The organism is Burkholderia contaminans (assembly GCF_029633825.1).
GTDB lineage: Bacteria > Pseudomonadota > Gammaproteobacteria > Burkholderiales > Burkholderiaceae > Burkholderia > Burkholderia contaminans.
On the sequence record NZ_CP090641.1, the window covers coordinates 3,055,163 to 3,078,730 of the forward strand.

Genomic DNA, 23,568 nt, shown 5'->3' on the forward strand with positions numbered 1-23,568 from the left:
GCGACGATTTTGTGTCGCTGTATCGGTGGGTTTCCCCGGAATCTGTATCTGGCGTGCGATTGGCCGCGCGGGCACGATCACCTGCATGACGCCTTTCGCCGATTCATCCCGCCTGCCTTTGCCCATGGACGGCGAGCCGCTTTACGAACGGCTCGCCGAGCATTACCGCCGCATCATCGCGGCCGGCACGCTGTCTCCCGGCGACCGGATGCCGTCGGTGCGTGCGTTCATGGCACAGCACGGCGTGAGCCTGTCGACCGCGATCCAGGCGTTCCGGCGGCTCGAGGATACCGGCTGGTGCGAAGCGAAGCCGCGCTCCGGGTACTTCGTGCGGCGCCGCGCGTCGTCCGCGCTCGAAACACTGCCGGAAAGCGACGGGCCGCCGCTGAGCGTCGAGCCGCCGTTCGCGGGCCTGCACGAGCGCGTGTCGCGCGTGATCGACCGCGCGAACGCGGTACCCGATGCGCTGAACCTCGGCGGCGCGTCCGCGCTGGCCACGCTGTATCCGGCCGAGCGCCTGCAGGCGCTCGCCATCCGGTTGTTGCGGCGCAAGCCCACGTTGCTGACCGATGCCGGGCCCGTCGGCGGTTCGCCCGAATTCCGGCAGACGATGGCCAAGCGCGCGCTGTCGTACGGCGTGACGGTGACGCCGGACGACGTGATGTCGACGAGCGGCGGCGTCGATGCCATGAATCTTGCGTTGCGCGCGGTGGCGCGCCCCGGCGACACGATCGCGATCGAATCGCCGGCCTTCTTCGGCTTGATCCAGTTGCTCGAAAGCCTCGGCCTGCGTGCGCTCGAAATCCCGGCCAGCCCGACAGCCGGCCTGTCGATCGAGGCGCTCGAAGTGGCGCTGACCGCGTACCCGGACATCCGGGCGGTGGTCGTCGTGCCGAACCTGCAGAACCCGCTCGGCTGCGTGATGCCCGACGAGCGCAAGGCCGCGCTCGTCTCGCTCTGTTCACGCCATGGCGTGGCCGTGATCGAGGACGAGCCTTATCGCGAGCTCGTCGAGGCGCCGCAGCCGGTCAAGCCGGTGAAGGCATGGGACCGCGACGGCACGGTGATCTACTGCCCGTCGTTCAACAAGGTGCTGGCCCCGGGGATGCGGCTGGGCTGGATAAGTGCGGGGCGCTGGCACGCGCGCGTGAAGATGCTGAAGTTCGCGCACAGCCGGCACAACGCCGCGTTGCTGCAGGCCGTTGCCGCCGAATTGGTGGGCTCGGGCGCGTTCGATCGCCATCTGCACCGGTTCCGGGAACAGTTGCGCGTGCAGCGCGACATGACGATCGATGCGATTGCGCGGCATTTCCCGGCCGGAACCCGGATGAACCAGCCGCCTGGCGGGATGCTGCTGTGGATCGCGCTGCCGGACGGCGTGCGCTCCGAGGCGCTATTCGACGCCGCGCTGGCGCATGGAGTCAGGATCGCGCCCGGTTCGATCTTCTCGAATTCCGACCGCTTCGACGGCTATATCCGGCTCGCTTGCACGCGCGTGTTCGATGCGGCGCACGAAGCGGCATTCCAAACGCTCGGGCGCCTCGTACGGGAAGCCACCGCGGCCACGTAAGCGCGGTGGCGGCCGGCCGGGCCGGCGAATTCGCGAGCCCCGCAGCTTTCCGGGCCATCGACACGGCAAGCCGCCGCCATTTCATCGGCTGGCCGAGTGCGTAGCGAGGTGCTGGCGGATCAGCGACAGGTAACGATCACCGACCGAGAAATCGCGTGCGGCGCGCGGCCGTTCGGCCTGGCGCAGCGTGGCCGGTGCGCTCATGCCCAGATACCGGCATACGGCGGACGGGAAGGGCTTGCGCGTATGCCCGAGCTGGCGAGCCGCGCGCTCGACGCGGGCATCACCGACCTGAGCGCGGAGCCACGCCAGCACTTGGCGATCGGCTTCGTTGACGATACGAACCAGATGTTCCATCGCGCACCTCACTGTTCATAAATACAGTACTGTAAATATAACCAGTGTTTGCGGTGACCGCAAGCGGGTCCGTCCAGGCTGGCCGTTCGGCCAGCTCAGCGAGCCGGCACGGCGGTTCGCGTGATCCGGCCGGCAGCGGTCGCCACCGGGGCAGCCACCTTCATATAGCGCGCGTCGGTCAGCGTGCCGAGGAACGCGACGATGTCGTCGATTTCCGCGTCGCTCAGCGCGGGCGGCGTGCCGGGCCGGCGGTTCATCGGCGTCGAATTGACGTTGATGTTGCCGCGATAGGCGGCCGGCACGTCGTCGAACGTTCTGGCCCCGTGATACCAGAAGCCCGGGTCGGTCGAGCGCGTGTTGTAGAACGCGACCGCGTCGCGCAGCGTCGTGAACACGCCGTTGTGCATGAAGGTCTGCTTGACCGCGACGTTGCGCAGCCCCGGTGTGCGCAGGTAGCCGCACCACTGCGTCGGCTCGGGCCAGCGCAGCCGCCGCGCGGTGTCGCACAGCCCGTTGTCGAAATGGCGCGGATCGCGGTTCGCCGGCAGCGCGCGGTTGCGCGGCACCGCGATCGCGTCGTAGCCGAAATCGGTGAAGAGCGAACGCTCCGGGCGGCTCGATGTTTCCGACAGCGTATGGCAGCTCATGCAGTTGCCCTTGTCGGGATTCCGGAACAGCGCGAGGCCGCGCATCTCGGCCGGCGCCAGCGGCTTGCGCGTACGCAGGAATACATCGAAACGCGACGTGAACGGCGCCATCTCGTCGCTTTGCAGATAGGCTTCGACGGCCACGCCCATCGCGCGCACCAGCTGCTCGGGATCGCGCCGCACCGGCGCGCCGAAGCGCGCGGCGAGATCGGGCGCGAGTTCGGTCGCATCGACCTTGCGCAGCAGCGCGGCCGGCGACCGGTTGTTCATCTCGTTCGGATCGAACAGCGGCCCGCGGATCTGCTCGGCGAGCGTATCCGCGCGGCCGTCGCTGAACAGGCCGCCGAACGGCGACGGCGCGGGTGCGTCGTCATCCTGGTAGAAGTGCCGGCGCGGCACGTAGCGCACATAAAGCAGCGACGGTGCGTTGCGCTGGCTGAAGCGCCCGGGCCGGCTGCCTTCCGGCACGCCGGGCCCTGCAAGCGAGGCGGCCGACAGCGTCGGCGCGAACGCGCGGCCCGGATCGTGGCAGCCTGCGCACGACATGCCGCGCGGCTCGGACAGCCGCGGATCGAAGAAGATTCGGCGGCCGAGCGCGACGAGCGTCGGGTCGGGCGCGAAGCGCGCGGTCGCCGCATCGATCTTGCCGGTCACCTGCGGCGTGCCGTTGCCGATCGTGTCGACGACGCGCGAAGGCGGCGCACCGGGAAGCAGGACCGTTTCGGCCGGCGCGGCGTGAGCGGCGAGCGCCAGGCCGGCAAGCACGGCCGCCGTGGCCAGCGCGCGCGGCGTTTGCAGGCCGCCTGCAGCGCGGCCGTCACATCGAACGCCTTCACTCACGGCGCAATGAATCCCGTCTTGTCGCAGGCGAGCGTCGTGCCCGACTGGTTGCACGACGCGAGCAGCTTGCCGGCCGCCGAATATGCGTGGAACACCCAGCCGGTCGCCGGGGCGGCGCGGCGTTCCATGATCAGGAAACCGAAGCTGTTGTTGTGCGACAGCCGCTCGATCACGGCGCCCGGTGCAGGCGTCAGGCCGGCCGGGAACGGGTCGGGCAGCGCGACGTCGAGATTGTCGCCGCCGTTGCCGGACACGATCGTCGCCGGATGCCCGGACGAGAAGTTGATCGCCTGGAAGTCGTGCACGTGCCCGTGCAGCGCGACGTGCACGCCGGGCGGGTAGTACGCCTGCGCGTTGAGGCTCGACATCACCGACTGCAGCGCGAGGTTGCCCGGCGCGGGTGTGCTGCCGGCGATCGGCGCGAACGCGAGGATCGGATGGTGGTTCGTGAAGATCGTCGTCGTCATGCCGGCCTTCGACGCGAGCGCGGCGACCGTCTGGAACTGCTTCTGGTAGATGCCGAATTGCGCGTCGGTCGTCTTGAGCGGCGTGCGGCCGACCTTCGCGGTGTCGAACACGATCACCTGCGAGCCGCCGCCGAGCGACACCGCATAAGGTTCCGAATAGTTCGCGTTGTTGTCGTTGGCCGGATCGTCGCACGAGCGGGCGGCCGAATACGGGCGCGGATCGAGGAAGCGGAACCAGCCCTGGCCTGCACGCGCGCATTCTTCGTGGTTGCCGCGCACGACGACCCACGGCGCCTTCGCGAGCAGCGGGGCCGCCGGACGGAACAGGTCGGCCTGCCACGTATCCCAGCCGTAGCCCCACGGGCTGTCCTTGCAGCCGGCGATGTCCGGCGGGCACGCGTTCTCGCGATAGTGGTAGTCGCCGATGTGCATCACGAGGTCGGGCGACAGCTTCGCGACGCTGGCCGCGATCGTGTCGAACGGCCAGACCGATGCATCGTTGCACGCCTGCCACGCGTTGTCGGCTTTCTTCATGCGGCAGCCGGTGTCGGCGATGATCGCGATGCGTTGCGACTGCGCCTTCGGCAGCGGCAGCGTGCGGCCGGCGACGCTCGCCGCCTGCGCGCCGGCCGGCAGCGTCGTCTCGCAGACGGACACCGGGAAGCTCGACGGCTTCGAATCGGACGGATCGCTGGCGGTGGGCCGCTGGGCGAGGGTCGCGGCGCCGGCGCGCAGGGACATGCGCGACAGCTTGCCGTCGACGGTCAGTTGCGGGCACAGCGGATCGCCGGCCGACGCGGGCGCGTAGTTCGTGATGACGCGCGCGATCGCCTGGTTCGCATCGCCGATCTCGACCCATGCGGCCTGGACGTTGACCGACGCACTCGCCGGATCGGCCGGCGAATCGATGTGGTTCGAGCACGCGAACAGCGCGGCGAGCGCAACAAGAGGGGCGCAGCGCACGAGCAGCGCGCGCGTGAGGAATCGTCGCATGGGAGGCACCGTAGGAAAGTCGTCAACGATACGCAGCGCGAATGTAAGAAATGTGAAAAGCAGGACCGCGGGTCCCGCACGGGCCGGGCGCCGCATGGCGGCGGCAGGTCGCGGCCGGGGGCTTGACCTCAAGCCGGCTTGAAGCAGCAGAGTGCGAGGCACGATCAACGAACCAGAAGGGGAATCGACGATGGAAACCAGCCGGCCCAATGATGAACAATCCGCGCTATGGAACGGCCCGTCGGGGCGCGCCTGGGTCGACACGCAGGCGCCGATCGACCGGATGTTCGAACCGCTGGAGAAGCTGCTTGCGGATGCGGTGGCCAAGTCATCCGCGCGCAGCGTGCTCGACGTCGGCTGCGGCACGGGCGCGGTCACGCTCGCGATCGCGCGGCGTCTCGGGGCAGACGCGCAATGCACGGGCATCGATATCTCGGCCCGAATGATCGACGCCGCACGGGCGCGCGCCGAACGCAGCGGCGTTCAGGCCCGCTTCGTGTGCGCCGATGTGCAGACCCACGCGTTCGAGCCCGCGAGCGTCGACCTGATCGTGTCGCGCCTCGGCGTGATGTTCTTCGACGATCCGGTGCGTGCTTTTGCGAATCTGCGGCATGCGGCCCGGCCGAATGCGCAGATGCGCTTCATCGCATGGCGCAGCGCGGCCGACAATCCATTCATGACGATCGCCGAGCAGGCCGCCGCGCCGTTGCTGCCGAACCTGCCCGCCCGGCGGCCCGGCGCGCCGGGGCAATTCGCGTTCGGCGAACGGCAGCGGATCGCGTCGGTACTGTCGGACAGTGGCTGGGCGGACATCGTGATCGAGCCGGTCGATCTGGCGTGCGTGCTGCCCGAGCCCGCGCTGGACGACTACATCTCGCGGCTAGGCCCGGTCGGGCTGGCGTTGCTGGAGGTGGACGAGGCGACCCGGCGGCGCGTGGTCGGCACGATGCGTGCGGCGTTCTCGCCTTACGTGGATGGCGCCGATGTGCGCTTCGACGCGGCGTGCTGGCTCGTGACGGCGCGCGCACCGTCCGCGTAACGCGTTGCGGTCAAGAGGTCGGTCAAGGAAGGGCCGGCCGGTTCGCCTCGCGCGTGGCCGTTCGCGCGGGACGAAGCCGGGCCGCGTGACAGTCGCGCGTCAGCGTCGCGGCGCGCGCAGCATCAACCACGCGCAACCGCCGGCGACCAGGGCGAGACCGAGCAGGACCGCTTCGACGCCGAGTGCAAACCCGGGCGGCATCTCCCCGGTGTCGGGCATCGGCGACAGGTTGATGCCCATCGCGATGGCGCCGCCGGCGAGCAGCGCCGCGCAGACGATCCAATAGATCTTGCCCCGCGGCGCCGCGGCCCGGATTCGCCACAGCGCGATGCCTGCTCCGCCGAGGTAGAGCACGGCGAGCGTGCCGAGCGCGATGACGTCGGAGGCGCGGCTTTGCAGGAGTCCGGTCATCGTGCCGCTCCATCGTGGGCGGCGGACGGCCACGGCACGGCAAGGGCGGAGTTCATTCGGCCTCCGTCGCATGTCCCGGCGCGCGGCTCAGCAGATGCGTGCGCTTGTCGGCCGCGAGCGACACGTAGCGTTCGTACTGGCGCAACACGTCGGCAATCACTTCGTCGCCGCGCAGGTATTCGACGTCGTAGCCGAGCCGCCCGTCCTCGAAGAACGTGACGATCCCGTACACGTGCGCCCGTTCCGCTTCCGGCTCGGCCGCCTCGCGCACCAGGAACGCGGCCGCGGATTTCACCGTCACGCGCACGCCGTACACGAAATCGCGGTGGTCGGCGGTCGGCACGGTGAGCCGCACGGCATCGTCGCTGTCGCGCTGCACGTTCGCGTCGACGCCGCTCGCGCGCAGCTCGTCGGCGACTTTGCGCAACGCGGGCTCGACCGTCTCGGCGACGAACTGGCGCGCTTCGGCTTCGGTCGTCTGCCGCAGGATGTGGGTCAGGCGGTGGCGCCAGTGCTGGCCGGTCCAGAAACTCGTCGCGGGTGCGATGTCCTGCGAATAGTGCACGCGGTCGGCCGCGAGCCCGCGCCACAGCCCGTAGCAGAGCGCGATCATGATGATCGCGACCGGCAGCGCGGCGATCAGCGTCATCGCCTGCAATGCGCCGAGCCCGCCTGCGACGAGCAGTACCGCGGCCGTCACGCCAAGCAGCGCGGCCCAGAACAGCCGTTGCCACACCGGTGAGTGCGCGTTGCCGCGCGTGGCGATCTGGTCGATCACGAACGCGCCCGAATCGGCCGAGGTGATGAAGAACACCGCGATCAGCACGATCGCGGCGATCGACAGCAGTTGCGGCATCGGCAGGAAATCGAAGAAGCGGAACAGCAGCGCGTCGACGTTGGTTGCAGTTTGCGCGAGCGCGCCGGCCGCGCCGTGCGTATCGAGCCAGATCGCGCTGTTGCCGAACACCGTCATCCATACGAGGTTGAACGCGGTCGGCACGAGCAGCACGCCGATCACGAACTGGCGGATCGTGCGGCCGCGCGAGATGCGCGCGATGAACATGCCGACGAACGGCGACCACGACACCCACCATGCCCAGTAGAGGATCGTCCAGCCGCCGAACCAGCCTTCCTCGCGCGGCGGCGCGTACGCATAGGTGCGGAACGACAGGTCGACGAGGCTCGACAGGTACTGGCCGATGTTGTCGCCGAGCGCGCGCAGCAGGAATGCGGTCGGGCCCGCGACGACCACGAACGCGAGCAGCAGGAACGCAAGCAGCAGGTTCAGCTCCGACAGTCGCCGCACGCCCTTGTCGAGGCCGGTCGCGGCCGATACGCCCGCGAGGATCACGACCACCGCAACGAGCCCGATGCGAAACACGTTGCTGCCGGTATCCCAGCCGGCGACGGTATGCAGGCCCGCGCTCAACTGCATCACGCCGTAGCCGAGCGTCGTCGCGATGCCGGCGACCGTGCCGACCAGCGCGAATGCGTCGACCGTGTGGCCGATCCAGCCGTTGATGCGCTCGCGCAGCACCGGATACAGCCCCGAGCGCAACGTCAGCGGCAGGTTGTAGCGGAAGCCGAAGTACGCGAGCACGAGCCCCATCAGCCCATAGATCGCCCACGCATGGAAGCCCCAATGGAAGAAGGTCATCAGCATCGCCTCGCGCGCGGCGGCGGGCGTGCCGGGGTCGACGGTCGGCGGCTTCAGGAAGTGCTGCATCGGTTCGCCGACGCCGAAGTACATCAGGCCGATGCCCATGCCGGCCGCGAACAGCATCGCCGTCCATGACACGAAGCTGAATTCGGGTTCGGCATCGTCGGGGCCGAGCCGGATGTTGCCGAAGTCGCTGGCTGCGATCAGCACGAGAAACACGAGGAAGCCGGTGACGGCGAGCACGTAGAACCAGTCGAAGCGCGCGACGACCCATTGCTGGCCGGCGGAGAACAGCGCGCCGGCTTCGCTCGGGCGCAGTGCGCACACGACGAGCAGCGCGCCGATGACCGCGAGCGCGGGCAGGACGACCTGGGGCTTGAATGTCGTGCGGGGCGAGGGACGGGAATCTGGCATGGCTGGCATCCAGTTGTGGGCGCAACGAAGCGCGACGCCGCCCGGCGCGTACGTCACGCGTCGGACCCTGATACGGCGTGCGCCGAGTGTACCGCGGTGTCAGGACTGCAAGAAGGGGGCATGCAGAAGGGAAAACCTGACGAATTGTAAGGTATTGGGGGGATCGAGAAAACCCGCGCGGTTCGCGCGGCGGGCGGACGGCCCGTCGAAAACGCCGCGGCGGCCGTGTAGCGGGCGCCCGGGCAGCACGCGTGGAATCTGGGAAATGCGTGTCGCCCGGGGCAGCGGCAGCGCGCCGAAGGCGCTGCCGCGAGGGTTCAGAACGTGACGGCGATCCCGGCCATGCCGACGAACTGGCCGTGCGTCGTCGATGGCGTGAGCTGCTGCGAATCGCCGACGATCGGCGCCGCATCGATCACGTGGCCGGCGCCTTGCGCACCGAGCGTCTGCCCGCTCGAATGGGTGTACGCCTGCAGCGCATAGAGCGTCGTGCGCTTCGACAGGCTGTACGACTCCTTCAGCGAATACTGCTGGTAGCGGGCCGCACTGTTGACGCCGTTTGCCTTCGACGCAAGGGTGTAAGCGAATGCGCCGGCCACCGAGAATGTCGGCGTGAAGCGGTACGCGGCGAGCGCGCCGTAGGTGTTGAACACGGCCGTGTCCGTGAACGCGGAGCCGTTGCCGGGCAGGTACTTCACGTTCGAGTAGTTGAGACCCATCGTCAGGTCGCCGAGCGTGTAGTTGCCGGCTGCCGCGACCTGCTCGACGGCCTTCGCGGTCAGGTAGCCCTGGTTCAGCACGGACACCGCGAAGCTGCCCGACGCGGCGGTCGCCGGATTCAGGAAACCGGCCGACGAGCCCGAGCTGTTGATGCGCAGGTAGCCGGCCGCGACGCCGATTGGCCCGTTCGCATAACGCAGCGCGGCGCTGAACGTGTTGCCCTTGCCGGTCGCGCCGGCAACGCCGCCGAATGCATACATCGCGCTCGCGGTCAGCCCGGCGAAGGTCGGCGACGTATAGGTGACCGAGTTGTTCACGCGGATCGTCGTGTCGAGGCCGTCGATGTCGCCCGGATGCGCGCCCGTCGCGCCGGTCAGCCAGCTGCTCGACGCGTACGGGCCGACGAACAGGAAGTACGGGGTGTACTGGCGGCCGGCCGTCATCGTGCCGTAGTGATCGTTGCGCAGGCCGACGAACGCCTGGCGATTGAAGATCAGGCCGGCGGCGGATTGCGCGCCGTTGTTCAGGTTGAAGCCGGACTGCAGGTCGAAGATCGCATGCGTGCCGCCGCCGAGATCCTCGTCGCCGCGCAGCCCGAACTTCGACGCATACAGGTTGCCGTCGCGCATGTAGACGTTCGAATGGCCCTGCTGGTTGTTCACGTACGCGAGCGAATCGTCGACGACACCGTACAGCGTCACGCTGCTCTGTGCGTGGGCGGCGGTCGTGCCGAGCGATGCGGCCGATAAAATCAGGATTGCATAGCGGTTGACGGGTGCTTTCATTGACGATCTCCAGGTCTCTTCATCTTTTCAAGGTGAACGGGAGGCTCGGTCGCCTCCTCTGTGGCGGGCGGCGGGCCGCGTGAACGGCCCGTCTTGCGTCGGTGACGCGGTTCAGTTGTCGAATGCGACGACGAGACGGCGCCATGCGCCGTCCTGCGCATCCTGCTCGACGCGCGCGCCGCGCGCGGCGAGCGGGCCTTGCAGCGAGGCGGGCAGCAGGATCTCGACGCGGTCGGCCGGGCGGGCCGGGCGGCCGTCCCAGCGTACGGATATGCCGAGCGCGCCCGACGCTTCGCGGCCGGTCTCGATGCGCCACAGCCCGTATTCGCCGTCGCGCCACGCTTCCGTCTCGCCGTCGTCCTCGACGCATTCGCCGTAGGCGATGCCGTCCTCGATGCGCGGCGCGACGAGGAAGCCGCGCGTGTCGGCACGCGCGCCGAAATGCTGTTCCGCCACGTTCAGCGGCAGCACGCGGCCCTCGCGCAGCAGCATCACCGGCGTGTCGAGCGGCGCGGGCAGCGTCACGCTCGCGCCGCCGTCGAATGCCTGCGCGCTCGCGCAGCACATCCAGCGCGCGCCCGCCGGCAGGTACACGGTGCGCGCCGTCAGGCCGGGATCGACGACCGGCGCGACGAGCAGCGCGTCGCCGAGCATCATGTCGTCACATTCGTCGTAGCAGCGCGCATCGCCGGGGAAATCGGCGAAGGTCGGCCGCAGCACGGGCTCGTAGCGCGTCGTCGACAGCCACAGCAGGTGATAGAGGTAGGGCAGCAGCCGGTAACGCTGCTTGATCAGCGACGCAATCCGCGCGGTGATCTCCGGGTACATCCACGGTTCGTTGACGGTGCCGTCGTCGTTCCACGAATGGATGCTGAAGCGCGGCATGAAGATGCCGAACTGCACCCAGCGCAGCAGCAGTTCGGGCGACGGCGCGGGCCCGGAGAAGCCGCCAATGTCGTGACCGATGTTCGACACGCCCGACAGCGCGAGCCCGAGGCCCATCTTCAGGTTGTAGCGCAGGGTTTCCCACGACGTGTAGTTGTCGCCCGACCACGTCTGCACGTAGCGCTGCATGCCGGCGCCGCCTGAGCGCGACACGAGGAACGGCCGCTGCGCCGGCGCATGCGCGCGCTGCGCTTCGCGCGACGCGCGCATCATCAGCATCGTCTGCAGCACCTTCGCTTCGCGCGCCGGGAACGGCTGGCCGAAGCCGTGCGCGATCGCATCGGGCGACCAGATCTCGTACTCGTTGTTGTCGTTCCAGGTCGACTCGATCCCGTATTCGAGCAGCGCCGACGTGACCTGCTCGCGCCACCAGCGATACGCGTCAGGCTGCGTGAAGTCGAGATACGCGCCGACCTCGTCCCAGAACTGCACCCATGCGGGCTCGCCGGATGCCGAGCGGATCAGCAGCCCGCGCCTGGCCGCGTCTTCGAATGCCGGATGGTCGCGCAGCAGGCACGGCTTGATGTTCGCGCACAGGCGGACGCCGTGGTCGCGGTAATGCTTCACGAAGCCCTTCGCGTCGGGAAACTTGTCGCGGTTCCAGTTGAACACGTAGCGCTTCGCGCCGATCGACGTATAGCCCGACGACAGGTGGAACGAATCGCACAGGATGTCGTGCGTGCCGCACTGTTCGACGAACTGGTTCATCTGTTGCTGCGCGTCCGGCGCGTCGGTGTAGCTCATCGTCGAGCCCGAATAGCCGAGTCCCCATTTGGGCGTGCGCGCGGGGCGCCCGGTGAGCCACGTGAAGCGCCGCGCGGCCGCGAGCGGCGTGCCGGGCGAGGCGATGAAGTAGTAGTCGAGATCGCCATGCTCGGCGACGAAATAGCGGTACGGGCCGTGATAGTTGTCGAGTTCGCGGCCCATGTCGAACGCGCAGTCCGACAGCGTGTCGTAGAACAGCCCGAACCCCTGGCAGGCAGCGGGCGACCACGTGATGTAGAACGGGATGTGCTTGTACAGCGGGTCGGTATGCTTCGCGCTGTAGCCCATCGCGTCGATGTTGCGCATCTCGAAGCGCGCGCCGGTGCGGTCGAGGTCGCCCGCGCGTTCGCCGAGGCCGAACACCTTGTCGCCGCGCTCGCGGGCGACGTAGTGATACGCGCGATCGTCCCACCAGCCGAAGTTGTACGCCTGCGTCGCACGGTCGGCGAGTGCGACGCGCCACGTGCCGTCCGCGCCGCGTATCGACCACGTGCAATGGCCGCCTTGCCGGCGCACCGCGACGCGGATCTGCGCGGTCTCGATGCACACGGCATCGTCGTCTTCGACGAGCGTGTAGGCGGGCAGCGTGAAGCCGTCGAGATCGAGGCGGTCGCGCCCGTCGAGCGGCACGTCGTCAAGGCCCGGCGCGATCGACCACGTGCGCGGGTTGCGGGCCGTCGCGTCGGGCAGCACGCGCACCCGCACGATGTCGTCCTCGAGCACGAAGATCTCGACGGTCGCGCCCACCTCGGACGCGAGCAGCACACGGTTCGCGTGCTGGCCGGCGACGCGGAACACGGGCGGATGAAGGAGCGAAGTCATGAATGCGATTCCTGGTGAGAGCGAAGGTCAGGCGTGCCGGGCGAGCAGGCGTTCCTGCTTCGACTGCCCGCGGATCAGCATCGCGAGCAGCGTGACGCCGATGATGTCGAACAGGCCGAGGCACGCGAACAGCGGCGCATAGCCGATCTTGTCGGCGAGCGCGCCGACCAGCAACGAGAAACCGAGCCCGCCGATCCACGCGGCCATCCCGGCGAAGCCGCTCGCGGTGCCGACTTCCTCGGGATCGAATACGTCGGCCGACAGTGTGTTGACGAGTGCGGAGATCATCTGGTGCGCGAAGCCGCCGACGCAGAACAGCGCGATGGCCGTGTACGGCGACGCGACCAGCCCGATCATCGCGGGCCCGAGCATCAGCACCGCGCCGAGCGCGACGCCGGCCACGCGCGACCACACGAGCGGCAGCTTGAACCGCTTCATGAGGTACGGCGACAGGTAGCCGCCCGCGATACCGCCGAGGTCGGCCGCGAGAAACGGCATCCACGCGAAGATCGCGATCTGCTTGAGCTCCATGTGGCGCTCGGTCGCGAGATACAGCGGAATCCAGAAGCTGAAGGTCTGCCACGCGGGCTCGGCGAAGAAGCGCGGCAGCGCGATGGCCCAGAAGCGCCGCGCGGTGACGACGTCGCGAATGCGGCGCTTCGACACGGGCGGCATCGTCGCCTGGCCGTCGCGGATCAGCGCGCGTTCCTGCGGCGTGATGCGCGGATGGTCCGCGGGCGACCGGTACTGCGCGTACCAGAGCGCGGCCCACACGAAGCCGAGCGCGCCGGTGGCCATGAACGCGGCCTGCCAGCCGAACTGCATCGACAGGAACACGACGAGCGGCGGCGCGATCGCGGCGCCGAGCGACGTCCCCGCGTTGAAATAGCCGACCGCGACCGACTTCTCGCGATCGGGGAACCATTCGGCGACCGCCTTCATCCCGGACGGAATCGCGGCGGCCTCGAACAGCCCGAGAAAGCCGCGCAGGATGCCGAGCGACAGCCAGCCCGACGCGAAGCCGTGCGCGACGCCGACCACCGACCACAGCATCGCGAACAGCGCGAACCCGAGGCGCAGCCCGATCAGGTCGACGATGAAGCCGCACACGGGCTGCATGATCGTGTAGCCGATCTGGAACGCGCCGACGATGTACGAGTACTGCTGCGTCGAGATCGAAAAGACCTGCTTCAGCTCGGGGGCGAGCACCGCGAGGGAGTTCCGTGCGAGGTAGTTGAGGATCGTGCCGAGACATACGAGCACGATGATCCACCAGCGCAACGCCTTGACTGTTTTCACTGCTGTCTCCTGTCAGAGGGGCGGGCGCACGGCGCCCGCCGATCCGTAAGGGCCATCCGCGCGGGATGGCTTGTTCGTTTTATTCGTACGATGTCCGATCTTGATGGGCGCGGGTCACACCGGCTTATATCGAAAATACGGTATTCGAACGAACATTTTGTCGTCATCGAGCTGCGATGTTATCTGACGACTGATCATTTTCGAGCATCCTATGTTCGAATTCGAATCCGGTCAACGTGAAAATGCATTCGAACGAACTTGCTCGGGGTTTTCCCGATGAGCGTGGCAACGCGGCGTGTGTTGCCACGCACGGCGATCACGCGCCAAGGGCCGTGCGGCGGGGCTGTGCGAGCGTCGAATGAGCGAAAGGCGCGCGACGGGGCGTGACAACCGTGATGAAAATTTATTTCTTTTCGAGATTGGAGTTGTGTAAATTCATTTTCATCATCCTTGCAACAACCCTTCGCATGACGCCTCTCGTTCCGCCCGACGCCAGTCACGACGAACCCGCAATCGCCGAGCGGATCGCGTCGGCGATGCCGTTGATGACGCCGATCCACCGCCGCATGGGCGAGTTCGTGCTCGCGAATCCGTTTCGCGCGGCGACGATGCGCATCGACGAACTTGCGCAGGCCGTGAATGCGTCGATCGCGACCGCGAACCGCTTCGCGAAGGCGCTCGGCTTCGACGGCTATCCGGCGATGCGCGCGGCGCTCGTGCGCGGCTTCGAGGCGACGCTCGGGCCGGTCGAGCGGCTGCGTTCCGCGCAGGAGCAGGAGCCCGGCGTACGCGGGGCTGCGTGGATCGACGCGGTATTCGATCAGGCCGTCGCGAACATCGAGAACACGCGTGCGCAACTGGACGCAGCCGATGTCGAAGCCGCGGTCGAGGCGATCGTCGGCGCGCGGCGCGTGCTGATCCTCGGCGCGGGGTCGAGCGCGTTTCTCACCGGGCTGATGGAGCACGGGCTGTCCGTCTGCCATGACAACGTGCAGTCGCTCGCGTTGCTCGGCGGCCCGTCGCACGCGGCGCGGCGGCTGTATACGGCCGACTCGCGCGATCTCGTGATCGCGCTCGCGTTTCCGCGCTACGTGAAGGACACCATCGAGCTGGCGCGTCGCGCGGCGGCGCGCGGGGCGCGCGTGCTGGGCATCTCCGACGGCCCGCAATCGCCGCTCGCACCGATCGCGTCGCTGAACCTGTACGTCAGGGCCGAGCGGCGCTTCGCGGCGACGTCGGAAGCGGCCGTGCTCGCGATGATCGAGGCACTGATCGACGCGGTCGCACTGCGCACGCACCGGTCCGCGAAATCCGCGGCCGAGATGACCGAATTCCTGCTGCCGTGGCTCGTCCAGCCGCAAGCGACGCTGCCGGCCGCCAACCCTTCCACTCACCGTCCGAAAAAAACATGACTTCACCCGCGATCGTTGCGATTCACGGCGGCGCAGGCACGATCCTGCGCGAGGCGATGGATTCCGACACCGAACGTCAGTACCGTGCCGAACTGACCGCCATCCTGACGGCCGCGCAGCAGGTGCTGGCCGATGGCGGCAGCGCGCTCGACGCCGTCACCGTCGCGGTGCGGATGCTCGAGGATTGTCCGCTGTTCAACGCCGGACGCGGCGCCGTCTATACGGCCGAGGGCAAGCACGAACTCGACGCGGCGGTGATGGATGGCGCGACGCTCGGCGCCGGCGCGATCTGCTGCGCGACGCGCGTGCGCAATCCGGTATTGGCCGCGCGGCGCGTGATGGAAGCCAGCGAGCACGTGCTGTTCGCCGGTGAGGGCGCCGATGCGTTCGCAGCCGCGCAGGGGCTCGAACTCGCGGAACCGGGCTACTTCGACACCGAGGCGCGTCACGCGCAGTGGGTCAAGGCGCGCGCAGCGGCCGGTGTGATGCTCGACCACGACGCGGCGACGTTCTCGTTCGGCAAATCGCAGCAGCAGCAACCGGCCGAACCGCTCGATCCGGACCGCAAGCACGGCACGGTCGGCGCGGTCGCGTGCGACCAGCACGGTCACATCGCGGCGGCGACGTCGACGGGCGGCATCACGAACAAGCAGCCGGGGCGTGTCGGCGATTCGCCGATCGTCGGCGCGGGCTGCTATGCGGACGACGCAACCTGCGCGGTATCCGCGACGGGCACCGGCGAGATGTTCATCCGGCTCGCGACCGCCCATGACGTGGCTGCGCAGATCGCGTATCGCGGCGCGTCGCTCGCCGATGCCGCGCACGACGTCGTGATGAACAAGCTGCCGCGCCTCGCGGGCCGCGGCGGGATCATCGCGGTCGACGCGCAGGGCAACGTCGCGATGCCGTTCAACACCGAAGGGATGTACCGCGGTTATGCGCGCGTCGGTGAAGCGCCGGTGGTCGGCATCTATCGCGACGACGACACGGCCTGAAACCGCACCGCACGAGGAGGAGATCCACGATGACTTCGAGCCGTAACCCGTCCGGCCTGGTGCTGCCCGAGCAGCGCGTGGTGGCCGTCGACGACCTGTCGGTCACGTTCCGCCGCGAAGGCGCGACGTTCGACGCGGTGCGCAACGTGTCGTTTCACGTCGACCGCGGCGAGACGCTCGCGATCGTCGGCGAATCGGGCTCGGGCAAGTCGGTCACGTCGCTCGCACTGATGCGGCTCGTCGAGCACGGCGGCGGCGCGATCACGAGCGGCCGGATCGCGTTCCGCCGGCGCGGCGGTGCGATTGTCGATCTCGCGCAGGCCAGCGGCGCGACGATGCGCGGCATTCGCGGCGCGGATATCGCGATGATCTTCCAGGAGCCGATGACGTCGCTGAACCCGGTGTTCACGGTCGGCGACCAGATCAGCGAGGCGATCGCGCTGCATCAGTCGAAAAGCCCGTCGGAAGCGCGCGCGGAAACGCTGCGGCTGCTCGAACTCGTGCGCATTCCGGAAGCGCGCCGCGTGTTCGCGCGCTATCCGCACCAGCTGTCGGGCGGGATGCGGCAGCGCGTGATGATCGCGATGGCGCTGTCGTGCCGGCCGTCGCTGCTGATCGCCGACGAGCCGACCACCGCGCTCGACGTGACGATCCAGGCGCAGATCCTGCAACTGGTGCGCGGGCTGCAGGACGAAATGAACATGGGCGTGATCTTCATCACGCACGATATGGGCGTGGTGGCGGAAGTGGCCGACCGCGTGCTCGTGATGTATCGCGGCGAGAAGGTCGAGGAGGGCGAATCGGATCGCATCTTCGCGGCGCCCGAGCATCGCTACACGCGCGCGCTGCTCGCGGCCGTGCCGAAACTCGGCTCGATGCAGGGCACCGATGCGCCCGAGAAATTCCCGCTGCTGAAGGTGGAGGGCACGAGCTCAGCAGCACAGGCGCCCGCCCGCGCCGCGAACGACGATGCGCAGCCGTCCGTCGATCACGCCGCGTCGCCGATCCTGCGCGTGCGCGATCTCGTGACGCGCTTCCCGGTGAAGAGCGGCGTGTTCGGCCGCGTGTCGCAATACGTGCATGCGGTCGAGCGCGTGAGCTTCGAGCTGCGCGCGGGCGAGACGCTCGCGCTGGTCGGCGAATCGGGCTGCGGCAAGTCGACCACCGGCCGCTCGCTGTTGCGCCTCGTCGAATCGCAGAGCGGCTCGATCGAATTCGACGGCCGCGACATCAGCGCGATGAAGGGCCATGACCTGCAGGCGCTGCGTCGCAACATCCAGTTCATCTTCCAGGATCCATTCGCGTCGCTGAACCCGCGCCTGACCGTCGGCTTCTCGATCATGGAGCCGCTGCTCGTGCACGGCGTCGCGAGCGGTGCCGAGGCGCAGGCGCGCGTCGACTGGCTGCTCGACAAGGTCGGCCTGCCGCCCGAGGCCGCACGCCGCTATCCGCACGAATTCTCTGGCGGCCAGCGCCAGCGGATCGCGATCGCGCGCGCGCTCGCGCTGAACCCGAAGGTCGTGATCGCGGACGAATCGGTGTCGGCGCTCGACGTGTCGGTGCAGGCGCAGATCGTCAACCTGATGCTCGACCTGCAGCGCGAGCTCGGCGTCGCGTACCTGTTCATCTCGCACGACATGGCGGTGGTCGAGCGCATCAGCCATCGCGTCGCGGTGATGTATCTCGGCCAGATCGTCGAGATCGGTCCGCGCCGCGCGGTGTTCGAGGCGCCGCAGCATCCGTACACGAAGAAGCTGATGAGCGCGGTGCCGGTGGCCGATCCGGCACGCCGGCATGCGCCGCGCCAGCTGGCGGCGGACGAGATTCCGAGCCCGATCCGCGCGGTCGGCGACGAGCCCGCCGTCGCGCCGCTCGTGGCGGTCGGCCCCGATCATTACGTCGCGACGCATCGCGTCGGCGGCGCGTATTGAAGAAATGCATCGCCACGGCGATGCGCGAGCGTGCAGGAAGTCGAAACCGAAACGCCCGTGAGGCGTCACCGATTCACCGAAAGGAGCCCAGCAAAATGACCAAGCAGCATCCGTTCCCGATGTTTCGTCCGCGCGCGTGTTTCATCGCGCTTGCCGGCGCGTTCGCGCTGTCGGCCGCGGTGCCCGCGTTCGCGCAGCAGACCGCGGTGATGGCGGTGGATTCGACGTTCACGACGATGGACCCGTACGACGCGAACGACACGGTGTCGCAGGCCGTCGTCAAGTCGTTCTACCAGGGGCTGTTCGGCTTCGACAAGGACATGAAGCTCGTCAACGTGCTGGCGACCAGCTACGAAGCGAGCCCTGATGCGAAGACGTACACGATCAAGCTGCGCCAGGGCGTGAAGTTCCACGACGGTACCGATTTCAACGCGGCGGCCGTGAAGGCGAACTTCGACCGCGTGACCGATCCCGCGAACCACCTGAAGCGCTACAACATGTTCCGCGTGATCGAGAAGACCGAAGCGGTCGATCCGTACACGGTGAAGATCACGCTGCGCGAGCCGTTCTCGGCGCTGATCAACACGCTCGCGCACCCGTCGGCCGTGATGATTTCGCCGGCCGCGCTGAAGAAGTGGGGGCGCGACATCGCGCTGCATCCGGTCGGCACGGGCCCGTTCGAGTTCGTCGAATGGAAGCAGACCGACGACCTGAAGGTGAAGAAGTTCGCCGGCTACTGGAAGAAGGGCTATCCGAAGATCGACGCGATCGACTGGAAGCCGGTGGTCGACAACAACACGCGTGCGGCGCTGATCAAGACCGGTGAGGCCGATTTCGCGTTCCGCATCCCGTTCGAGCAGGCGACCGACCTGAAGGGCAACCCGAAGGTCGACATCGTGGAGCGGCCGTCGATCGTGCAGCGCTACGTGTCGCTGAACATGCTGCAGAAGCCGTTCGACAACCCGAAGGTGCGCCAGGCGCTGAACTACGCGGTGAACAAGGAAGCGCTCGCGAAGGTCGCGTTCTCCGGCTTCGCGACGCCGTCCACCGGCGTGGTGCCGCAGGGTGTCGACTACGCGACGAAGCTGGGCCCGTGGCCGTACGACCCGGCGAAGGCGCGCGCGCTGCTGAAGGAAGCCGGCTATCCGAACGGCTTCGAGACGACGTTGTGGTCCGCGTATAACAACTCGACGTCGCAGAAGGCGATCCAGTTCGTGCAGCAGCAGCTCGCGCAGGTCGGCGTGAAGGTGCAGGTGCAGGCGCTGGAAGCCGGCGAGCGCGTCGCGAAGGTCGAGAGCGCGCCGGATCCGGCGAAGGCGCCGGTGCGGATGTACTACATTGGCTGGTCGTCGTCGACGGGTGAAGCGAACTGGGCGATCACGCCGCTGCTCGCCGGCGCGTCGGCGCCGCCGAAGCTCGTCAACACCGCGTACTACAAGAACGACACGGTCGACGGCGACCTGACGAAGGCGCTCGAGACGGTCGATCGCGCGAAGAAGGCCGACCTCTACGCCGATGCGCAGAAGCAGATCTGGACCGATGCCCCGTGGATCTTCCTCGTGCAGGAGAAGATCGTGTATGCGCGCAGCAAGCGGTTGCAGGGTGCGTACGTGATGCCGGACGGCTCGTTCAACTTCGACGAAATCTCGCTGAAATGACAGTGGTGATGACGGCGGCTCGCCCGCCACGCGGTGCCGGCGGCGCAAGCCGCCGGTACGCTGATTCGATCGGTGCCCCATGCTGAATTTTCTCGTCAAACGCCTGTTCGGCCTGCTGCCCACGCTCGCGATCGTCGCGGTGCTGGTGTTCCTGTTCGTGCACCTGCTGCCCGGCGACCCGGCGCGGCTCGCGGCCGGCCCCGAAGCCGACGATGCGACGGTCGCGCTCGTGCGTGCCGATCTCGGGCTCGACAAGCCGATGCCCACCCAGTTCGCGAACTTCTTCGTGAAGATCGCGCACGGCGATTTCGGCGTATCGACGCGCAGCAAGCGGCCGGTGTCGACCGAGATCGGCGAGCGCTTCATGCCGACGCTGCTGCTGACGCTCGTCAGCATGGTGTGGGCGACGGCGTTCGGGATGGCGATCGGGATCGCGTCGGCCGTATGGCGTAATCGCTGGCCCGACCGACTCGGAATGACGCTCGCGGTGTCGGGCATCTCGTTTCCCGCGTTCGCGCTCGGCATGCTGCTGATGGAAGTCTTCTCGGTGAAGCTCGGCTGGCTGCCGGTCGTGCCGGACGGTTCGTGGAAGAGCTACGTGCTGCCGTCGCTGACGCTCGGCGCCGCGGTCGCGGCCGTGATGGCGCGCTTCACGCGCGCGTCGTTCGTCGAGGTGCTGAACGAGGATTTCGTGCGCACCGCGCGCGCGAAGGGCGTGCACGAGCCGATGGTCGTGCTCAAGCACTGCCTGCGCAACGCGATGATCCCGGTGGTCACGATGATGGGGCTGCAGTTCGGCTTCCTGCTCGGCGGCTCGATCGTCGTCGAGGTCGTGTTCAACTGGCCGGGACTCGGGCGCCTGCTCGTCGATGCGGTGACGATGCGCGACTACCCCGTGATCCAGGCGATCGTGCTGCTGTTTTCGCTCGAGTTCATCCTGATCAACCTGACCGTCGACGTGCTGTACGCGGTCATCAACCCGACCATCCGGTTCAAGTGAGAGTGAGGCCTGCATGAACGCGACTGTCCAGCCCGCGGCGCCGGCCGCATCGAGCGCGATCCGCACGCCATGGCGCGAATTCTGGCGCAAGTTCCGCAAGCAGACCGTCGCGCTCGTCGCGGGCGGCTTCGCGCTGGCGCTCGTCGTGCTGGCGTTCGTCGGCCCGCACATCGTGCCGTTCGATCCCGAGAACTATTTCGACTACGACGCGTTGAACGCGGGGCCGTCGGTCGTGCACTGGTTCGGCGTCGATTCGCTCGGCCGCGACATCTTCAGCCGGATCATCGCGGGCACGCGCATCTCGCTCGCGGCCGGCTTCTTCTCGGTCGCGCTCGGCGCGGTGATCGGCACGTTCTTCGGGCTGCTCGCCGGCTACTACGAAGGCTGGTGGGACCGCATCACGATGCGCGTGGCCGACGTGCTGTTCGCGTTCCCGGGCATCCTGCTCGCGATCGGCGTGGTCGCGATCCTCGGCAACGGGATGGTCAACGTGATCTGCGCGGTCGCGATCTTCAGCATCCCGGCCTTTGCGCGGCTCGTGCGCGGCAATACGCTGATGCTCAAGCACATGACCTACGTCGAGGCTGCGCGCAGCATCGGCGCGTCCGACTGGACGATCATCATGCGGCACATCCTGCCGGGCACCGTGTCGTCGGTCGTCGTCTACTTCACGATGCGGATCGGCACGTCGATCATCACGGCCGCGAGCCTGTCGTTCCTCGGGCTCGGTGCGCAGCCGCCCACGCCGGAGTGGGGCGCGATGCTCAACGAGGCGCGCGCGGATATGGTGACGGCGCCGCACATCGCGATCTTCCCGAGCCTGGCGATCTTCCTGACCGTGCTCGCGCTCAACCTGCTCGGCGACGGGCTGCGCGACGCGCTCGATCCGAAGCTGGAGCGCCGCTGATGCGCCATGCACCGATGTGGGCGGCGACGCTGCCGGCCGGGCCGCGCGGCACGATCGCCGACGTGCCGGGCGTGACGGTCGGCCATTGCACGCTCGATGCCGGCAACGTGCAGACGGGGGTGACCGTCGTGAAGCCGCATCCGGGCGACGTGTACCGCAGCAAGGTGCCGGCGGGGGCTGCGGTGATCAACGGGTTCGGCAAGAGTGTCGGGCTCGTGCAGGTCGACGAGCTCGGCACGCTCGAGACGCCGATCGCGCTCACCAATACGTTTGGCGTCGGTGCGGTCGCGCAGGCGCAGATCCGCGCGGCGATCGCGGCGAATCCGCGGATCGGCCGCGACTGGTCGACCGTCAACCCGCTCGTGTTCGAGTGCAACGACGGCTATCTGAACGATATCCAGGCGTTCGCGGTTACGGCCGCGCATTACGACGACGCGTGCCGCGCGGCGTCGCGCGACGTCGCACGCGGCGCGGTGGGCGCCGGGCGCGGGATGTCGAGCTTCGACCTGAAGGGCGGGATCGGTTCGGCGTCGCGCGTTGCCGTCGCGGCGGGGCGGCCCTATACGGTCGGCGCGCTCGTGCTCGCGAATTTCGGCCGGCTGCCGATGCTGACGCTCGGCGGCGTGCCGGTCGGGCGCATCGTCGCGCAACGGCGTGCGGCCGAGGCCGCGCATGTGGCGCCGCCGGAGCAAGGATCGATCATCCTGCTGCTGGCTACCGACGCGCCGCTCGACGCGCGGCAATTGTCGCGGCTCGCGCGCCGCGCAGGTGCGGGGCTGGCTCGCACGGGCTCGGTCTACGGGCACGGCAGCGGCGACATCGCGCTCGCATTTTCCACTGCATATACGATCGCGCACGACGCATCGACCATCGCGCTGCCGGCCCTCGTCGCCGACGCGGCGCTCGATCCGCTGTTCATGGCCGCGGCCGAAAGCGTCGAGCATGCGATCGCCGACGCGCTGCTGCAGGCCGTGACGGTGGCCGGGCGCGACGGCCACGTGCGGCAATCGCTGCGCGATGCGGTGCCCGACCTCGATCGCCTGTTCAACGAAGGCCACGAAGGACGTCTTATCCAGTCATGAAGATCCTGATTTCAACCGACATCGAAGGCGTTGCCGGCGTATTCGCCACCGAGCAGACGCGCGCCGGCAATCCGGAATACGAGCGCGCGCGCCGCTGGATGACCGCCGAGGCGAACGCAGCGATCGAAGGCGCGTTCATGGGCGGCGCGCAGGCGGTGTGGGTCAACGATTCGCACGGCGGCTTTCGCAACCTGCTGCCCGACGGGCTCGATGCGCGTGCGCGTGTCGTGCTCGGCAAGCCGCGCACGCTCGGGATGATGGCGGGCCTCGAGCAGCAGCCCGACCTCGTGTTCATGATCGGCTATCACGCGAAATCGCAGACGCGCGGCGTGCTCGCGCACACGATCAACGGTTTTGCGTTCACGCAGGTATGGCTGAACGGCGTCGAACTCGGCGAAGCCGGGCTGTACGGTGCGCTGGCGCGGGAATACGGCGCGCACGTCGCGCTGGCCACGGGCGACGACGTGTTCGCGGCGGAAACGCAGCCGTTGTTTCCGGATGCGCATTTCGAGACGGTCAAGACGGCCGGCGGTGCATCGAGCGGCGATACGCTCACGCCCGCCGCGTCGTGTGCGCGGATCGCAACGGCTGCGCGCGAAGCGGTCGCGCACGCACTGTCGGCAGGCGTGCGCGCCGGCGCTCATCGGCCCGCGCCGGCCGCGTGCACGCTGCGCGTGCAGACGGCGGCGCTGGCCGACCTGTTCTGCGTGCTGCCGCAGCTGGAGCGTGTCGATGCGGTGACGCTGCGCTTCGACGGGCCTTCGGTCGAGCATGTGGTGCGCACGCTGAACAGCTTGTCGGCGATGTCGTTCATGCTGCGGTGATGCGCATGACCGCCGTGCTGCTTGC

Annotated in this window: 18 protein-coding genes; 10 read left to right on the forward strand and 8 right to left on the reverse strand. The window is 68.3% G+C overall.

Annotated features, from left to right (window positions below; translation table 11 throughout):
* Positions 1-85 precede the first annotated feature (85 nt).
* On the forward strand, positions 86-1,570 hold the full coding sequence (locus LXE91_RS31380; RefSeq protein WP_039357044.1) for an aminotransferase-like domain-containing protein: 1,485 nt from the start codon (positions 86-88) through the stop codon (positions 1,568-1,570).
* Between the two features lie 81 nt (positions 1,571-1,651).
* On the opposite strand, the gene LXE91_RS31385 is transcribed toward LXE91_RS31380, so the two are convergent.
* From LXE91_RS31385 to LXE91_RS31395, 3 genes are all read right to left on the reverse strand, one after another.
* Entirely contained in the window at positions 1,652-1,927 is a 276-nt protein-coding gene (locus LXE91_RS31385; RefSeq protein WP_011355479.1) for a CppA family protein, read from the reverse strand.
* A 95-nt stretch (positions 1,928-2,022) separates the two neighbouring features.
* Positions 2,023-3,354: a cytochrome-c peroxidase gene (locus LXE91_RS31390; RefSeq protein WP_223274308.1), complete on the reverse strand. Its 1,332-nt coding sequence runs from the start codon at positions 3,352-3,354 to the stop codon at positions 2,023-2,025.
* A gap of 56 nt (positions 3,355-3,410) precedes the next feature.
* Positions 3,411-4,874, reverse strand: a complete 1,464-nt coding sequence (locus tag LXE91_RS31395; RefSeq protein WP_039357038.1) for a metallophosphoesterase family protein — start codon at positions 4,872-4,874, stop codon at positions 3,411-3,413.
* Between the two features lie 190 nt (positions 4,875-5,064).
* Between LXE91_RS31395 and LXE91_RS31400 the strand changes: the two genes are divergently transcribed.
* The gene (locus LXE91_RS31400; protein ID WP_039357036.1) at positions 5,065-5,913 is read left to right on the forward strand and encodes a class I SAM-dependent methyltransferase; all 849 of its coding nucleotides are present in this window, start codon (positions 5,065-5,067) and stop codon (positions 5,911-5,913) included.
* 99 nt (positions 5,914-6,012) lie between these two features.
* On the opposite strand, the gene LXE91_RS31405 is transcribed toward LXE91_RS31400, so the two are convergent.
* From LXE91_RS31405 to LXE91_RS31425, 5 genes are all read right to left on the reverse strand, one after another.
* Positions 6,013-6,324 (reverse strand): hypothetical protein, encoded by a 312-nt coding sequence (locus LXE91_RS31405; RefSeq protein ID WP_039357033.1) that lies wholly within the window; start codon positions 6,322-6,324, stop codon positions 6,013-6,015.
* Positions 6,325-6,376: 52 nt separating this feature from the next.
* Positions 6,377-8,398, reverse strand: coding sequence for a BCCT family transporter (locus LXE91_RS31410; protein ID WP_039357030.1), 2,022 nt, complete (start codon positions 8,396-8,398; stop codon positions 6,377-6,379).
* A 317-nt stretch (positions 8,399-8,715) separates the two neighbouring features.
* On the reverse strand, positions 8,716-9,903 hold the full coding sequence (locus LXE91_RS31415) for a porin (protein WP_039357028.1): 1,188 nt from the start codon (positions 9,901-9,903) through the stop codon (positions 8,716-8,718).
* Positions 9,904-10,014: 111 nt separating this feature from the next.
* Complete coding sequence (locus LXE91_RS31420) at positions 10,015-12,435, reverse strand: glycoside hydrolase family 31 protein (RefSeq protein WP_039357026.1); 2,421 nt, start codon at positions 12,433-12,435, stop codon at positions 10,015-10,017.
* Between the two features lie 27 nt (positions 12,436-12,462).
* A complete protein-coding gene (locus tag LXE91_RS31425) occupies positions 12,463-13,734 on the reverse strand; it encodes an MFS transporter (protein ID WP_039357024.1) in 1,272 nt (423 codons plus the stop codon).
* A gap of 467 nt (positions 13,735-14,201) precedes the next feature.
* Here LXE91_RS31425 and LXE91_RS31430 point away from each other — a divergent pair, with 467 nt between their 5' ends.
* The 8 genes from LXE91_RS31430 to LXE91_RS31465 all read left to right on the forward strand — a co-directional run bounded on the left by LXE91_RS31430 (position 14,202) and on the right by LXE91_RS31465 (position 23,543).
* Complete coding sequence (locus LXE91_RS31430; RefSeq protein ID WP_039357021.1) at positions 14,202-15,146, forward strand: MurR/RpiR family transcriptional regulator; 945 nt, start codon at positions 14,202-14,204, stop codon at positions 15,144-15,146.
* On the forward strand, positions 15,143-16,141 hold the full coding sequence (locus tag LXE91_RS31435) for an isoaspartyl peptidase/L-asparaginase family protein (RefSeq protein WP_039357018.1): 999 nt from the start codon (positions 15,143-15,145) through the stop codon (positions 16,139-16,141). Before LXE91_RS31430 ends, LXE91_RS31435 begins: the two co-directional genes overlap by 4 nt.
* 29 nt (positions 16,142-16,170) lie before the next feature.
* Positions 16,171-18,072, forward strand: coding sequence for a dipeptide ABC transporter ATP-binding protein (locus tag LXE91_RS31440; RefSeq protein WP_039357016.1), 1,902 nt, complete (start codon positions 16,171-16,173; stop codon positions 18,070-18,072).
* A gap of 95 nt (positions 18,073-18,167) precedes the next feature.
* Entirely contained in the window at positions 18,168-19,730 is a 1,563-nt protein-coding gene (gsiB, locus tag LXE91_RS31445) for a glutathione ABC transporter substrate-binding protein GsiB (protein WP_039357015.1), read from the forward strand.
* Between the two features lie 79 nt (positions 19,731-19,809).
* The gene (gene gsiC / locus LXE91_RS31450; RefSeq protein WP_039357012.1) at positions 19,810-20,730 is read left to right on the forward strand and encodes a glutathione ABC transporter permease GsiC; all 921 of its coding nucleotides are present in this window, start codon (positions 19,810-19,812) and stop codon (positions 20,728-20,730) included.
* A 13-nt stretch (positions 20,731-20,743) separates the two neighbouring features.
* The gene (gene gsiD, locus LXE91_RS31455; protein WP_039357010.1) at positions 20,744-21,637 is read left to right on the forward strand and encodes a glutathione ABC transporter permease GsiD; all 894 of its coding nucleotides are present in this window, start codon (positions 20,744-20,746) and stop codon (positions 21,635-21,637) included.
* Positions 21,637-22,719 carry a DmpA family aminopeptidase gene (locus tag LXE91_RS31460; RefSeq protein WP_039357008.1) on the forward strand — a complete coding sequence of 361 codons (1,083 nt, stop codon included), beginning with the start codon at positions 21,637-21,639 and terminating at the stop codon, positions 22,717-22,719. Before gsiD ends, LXE91_RS31460 begins: the two co-directional genes overlap by 1 nt.
* Positions 22,716-23,543, forward strand: a complete 828-nt coding sequence (locus LXE91_RS31465; protein ID WP_039357005.1) for a M55 family metallopeptidase — start codon at positions 22,716-22,718, stop codon at positions 23,541-23,543. The genes LXE91_RS31460 and LXE91_RS31465 overlap by 4 nt, the downstream gene beginning before the upstream one ends.
* Positions 23,544-23,568: the final 25 nt, after the last annotated feature.

What these genes read in the sequence shown, in the direction of transcription:
- LXE91_RS31380 (WP_039357044.1), top strand. Translation starts at nt 86, where the DNA reads ATGACGCCTTTCGCCGATTCATCCCGCCTGCCTTTGCCCATGGACGGC.
- LXE91_RS31385 (WP_011355479.1), bottom strand. Translation starts at nt 1,927, where the DNA reads ATGGAACATCTGGTTCGTATCGTCAACGAAGCCGATCGCCAAGTGCTG.
- LXE91_RS31395 (WP_039357038.1), bottom strand. Translation starts at nt 4,874, where the DNA reads ATGCGACGATTCCTCACGCGCGCGCTGCTCGTGCGCTGCGCCCCTCTT.
- LXE91_RS31400 (WP_039357036.1), top strand. Translation starts at nt 5,065, where the DNA reads ATGGAAACCAGCCGGCCCAATGATGAACAATCCGCGCTATGGAACGGC.
- LXE91_RS31405 (WP_039357033.1), bottom strand. Translation starts at nt 6,324, where the DNA reads ATGACCGGACTCCTGCAAAGCCGCGCCTCCGACGTCATCGCGCTCGGC.
- LXE91_RS31410 (WP_039357030.1), bottom strand. Translation starts at nt 8,398, where the DNA reads ATGCCAGATTCCCGTCCCTCGCCCCGCACGACATTCAAGCCCCAGGTC.
- LXE91_RS31415 (WP_039357028.1), bottom strand. Translation starts at nt 9,903, where the DNA reads ATGAAAGCACCCGTCAACCGCTATGCAATCCTGATTTTATCGGCCGCA.
- LXE91_RS31420 (WP_039357026.1), bottom strand. Translation starts at nt 12,435, where the DNA reads ATGACTTCGCTCCTTCATCCGCCCGTGTTCCGCGTCGCCGGCCAGCAC.
- LXE91_RS31430 (WP_039357021.1), top strand. Translation starts at nt 14,202, where the DNA reads ATGACGCCTCTCGTTCCGCCCGACGCCAGTCACGACGAACCCGCAATC.
- LXE91_RS31435 (WP_039357018.1), top strand. Translation starts at nt 15,143, where the DNA reads ATGACTTCACCCGCGATCGTTGCGATTCACGGCGGCGCAGGCACGATC.
- LXE91_RS31440 (WP_039357016.1), top strand. Translation starts at nt 16,171, where the DNA reads ATGACTTCGAGCCGTAACCCGTCCGGCCTGGTGCTGCCCGAGCAGCGC.
- gsiB (WP_039357015.1), top strand. Translation starts at nt 18,168, where the DNA reads ATGACCAAGCAGCATCCGTTCCCGATGTTTCGTCCGCGCGCGTGTTTC.
- gsiC (WP_039357012.1), top strand. Translation starts at nt 19,810, where the DNA reads ATGCTGAATTTTCTCGTCAAACGCCTGTTCGGCCTGCTGCCCACGCTC.
- gsiD (WP_039357010.1), top strand. Translation starts at nt 20,744, where the DNA reads ATGAACGCGACTGTCCAGCCCGCGGCGCCGGCCGCATCGAGCGCGATC.
- LXE91_RS31460 (WP_039357008.1), top strand. Translation starts at nt 21,637, where the DNA reads ATGCGCCATGCACCGATGTGGGCGGCGACGCTGCCGGCCGGGCCGCGC.
- LXE91_RS31465 (WP_039357005.1), top strand. Translation starts at nt 22,716, where the DNA reads ATGAAGATCCTGATTTCAACCGACATCGAAGGCGTTGCCGGCGTATTC.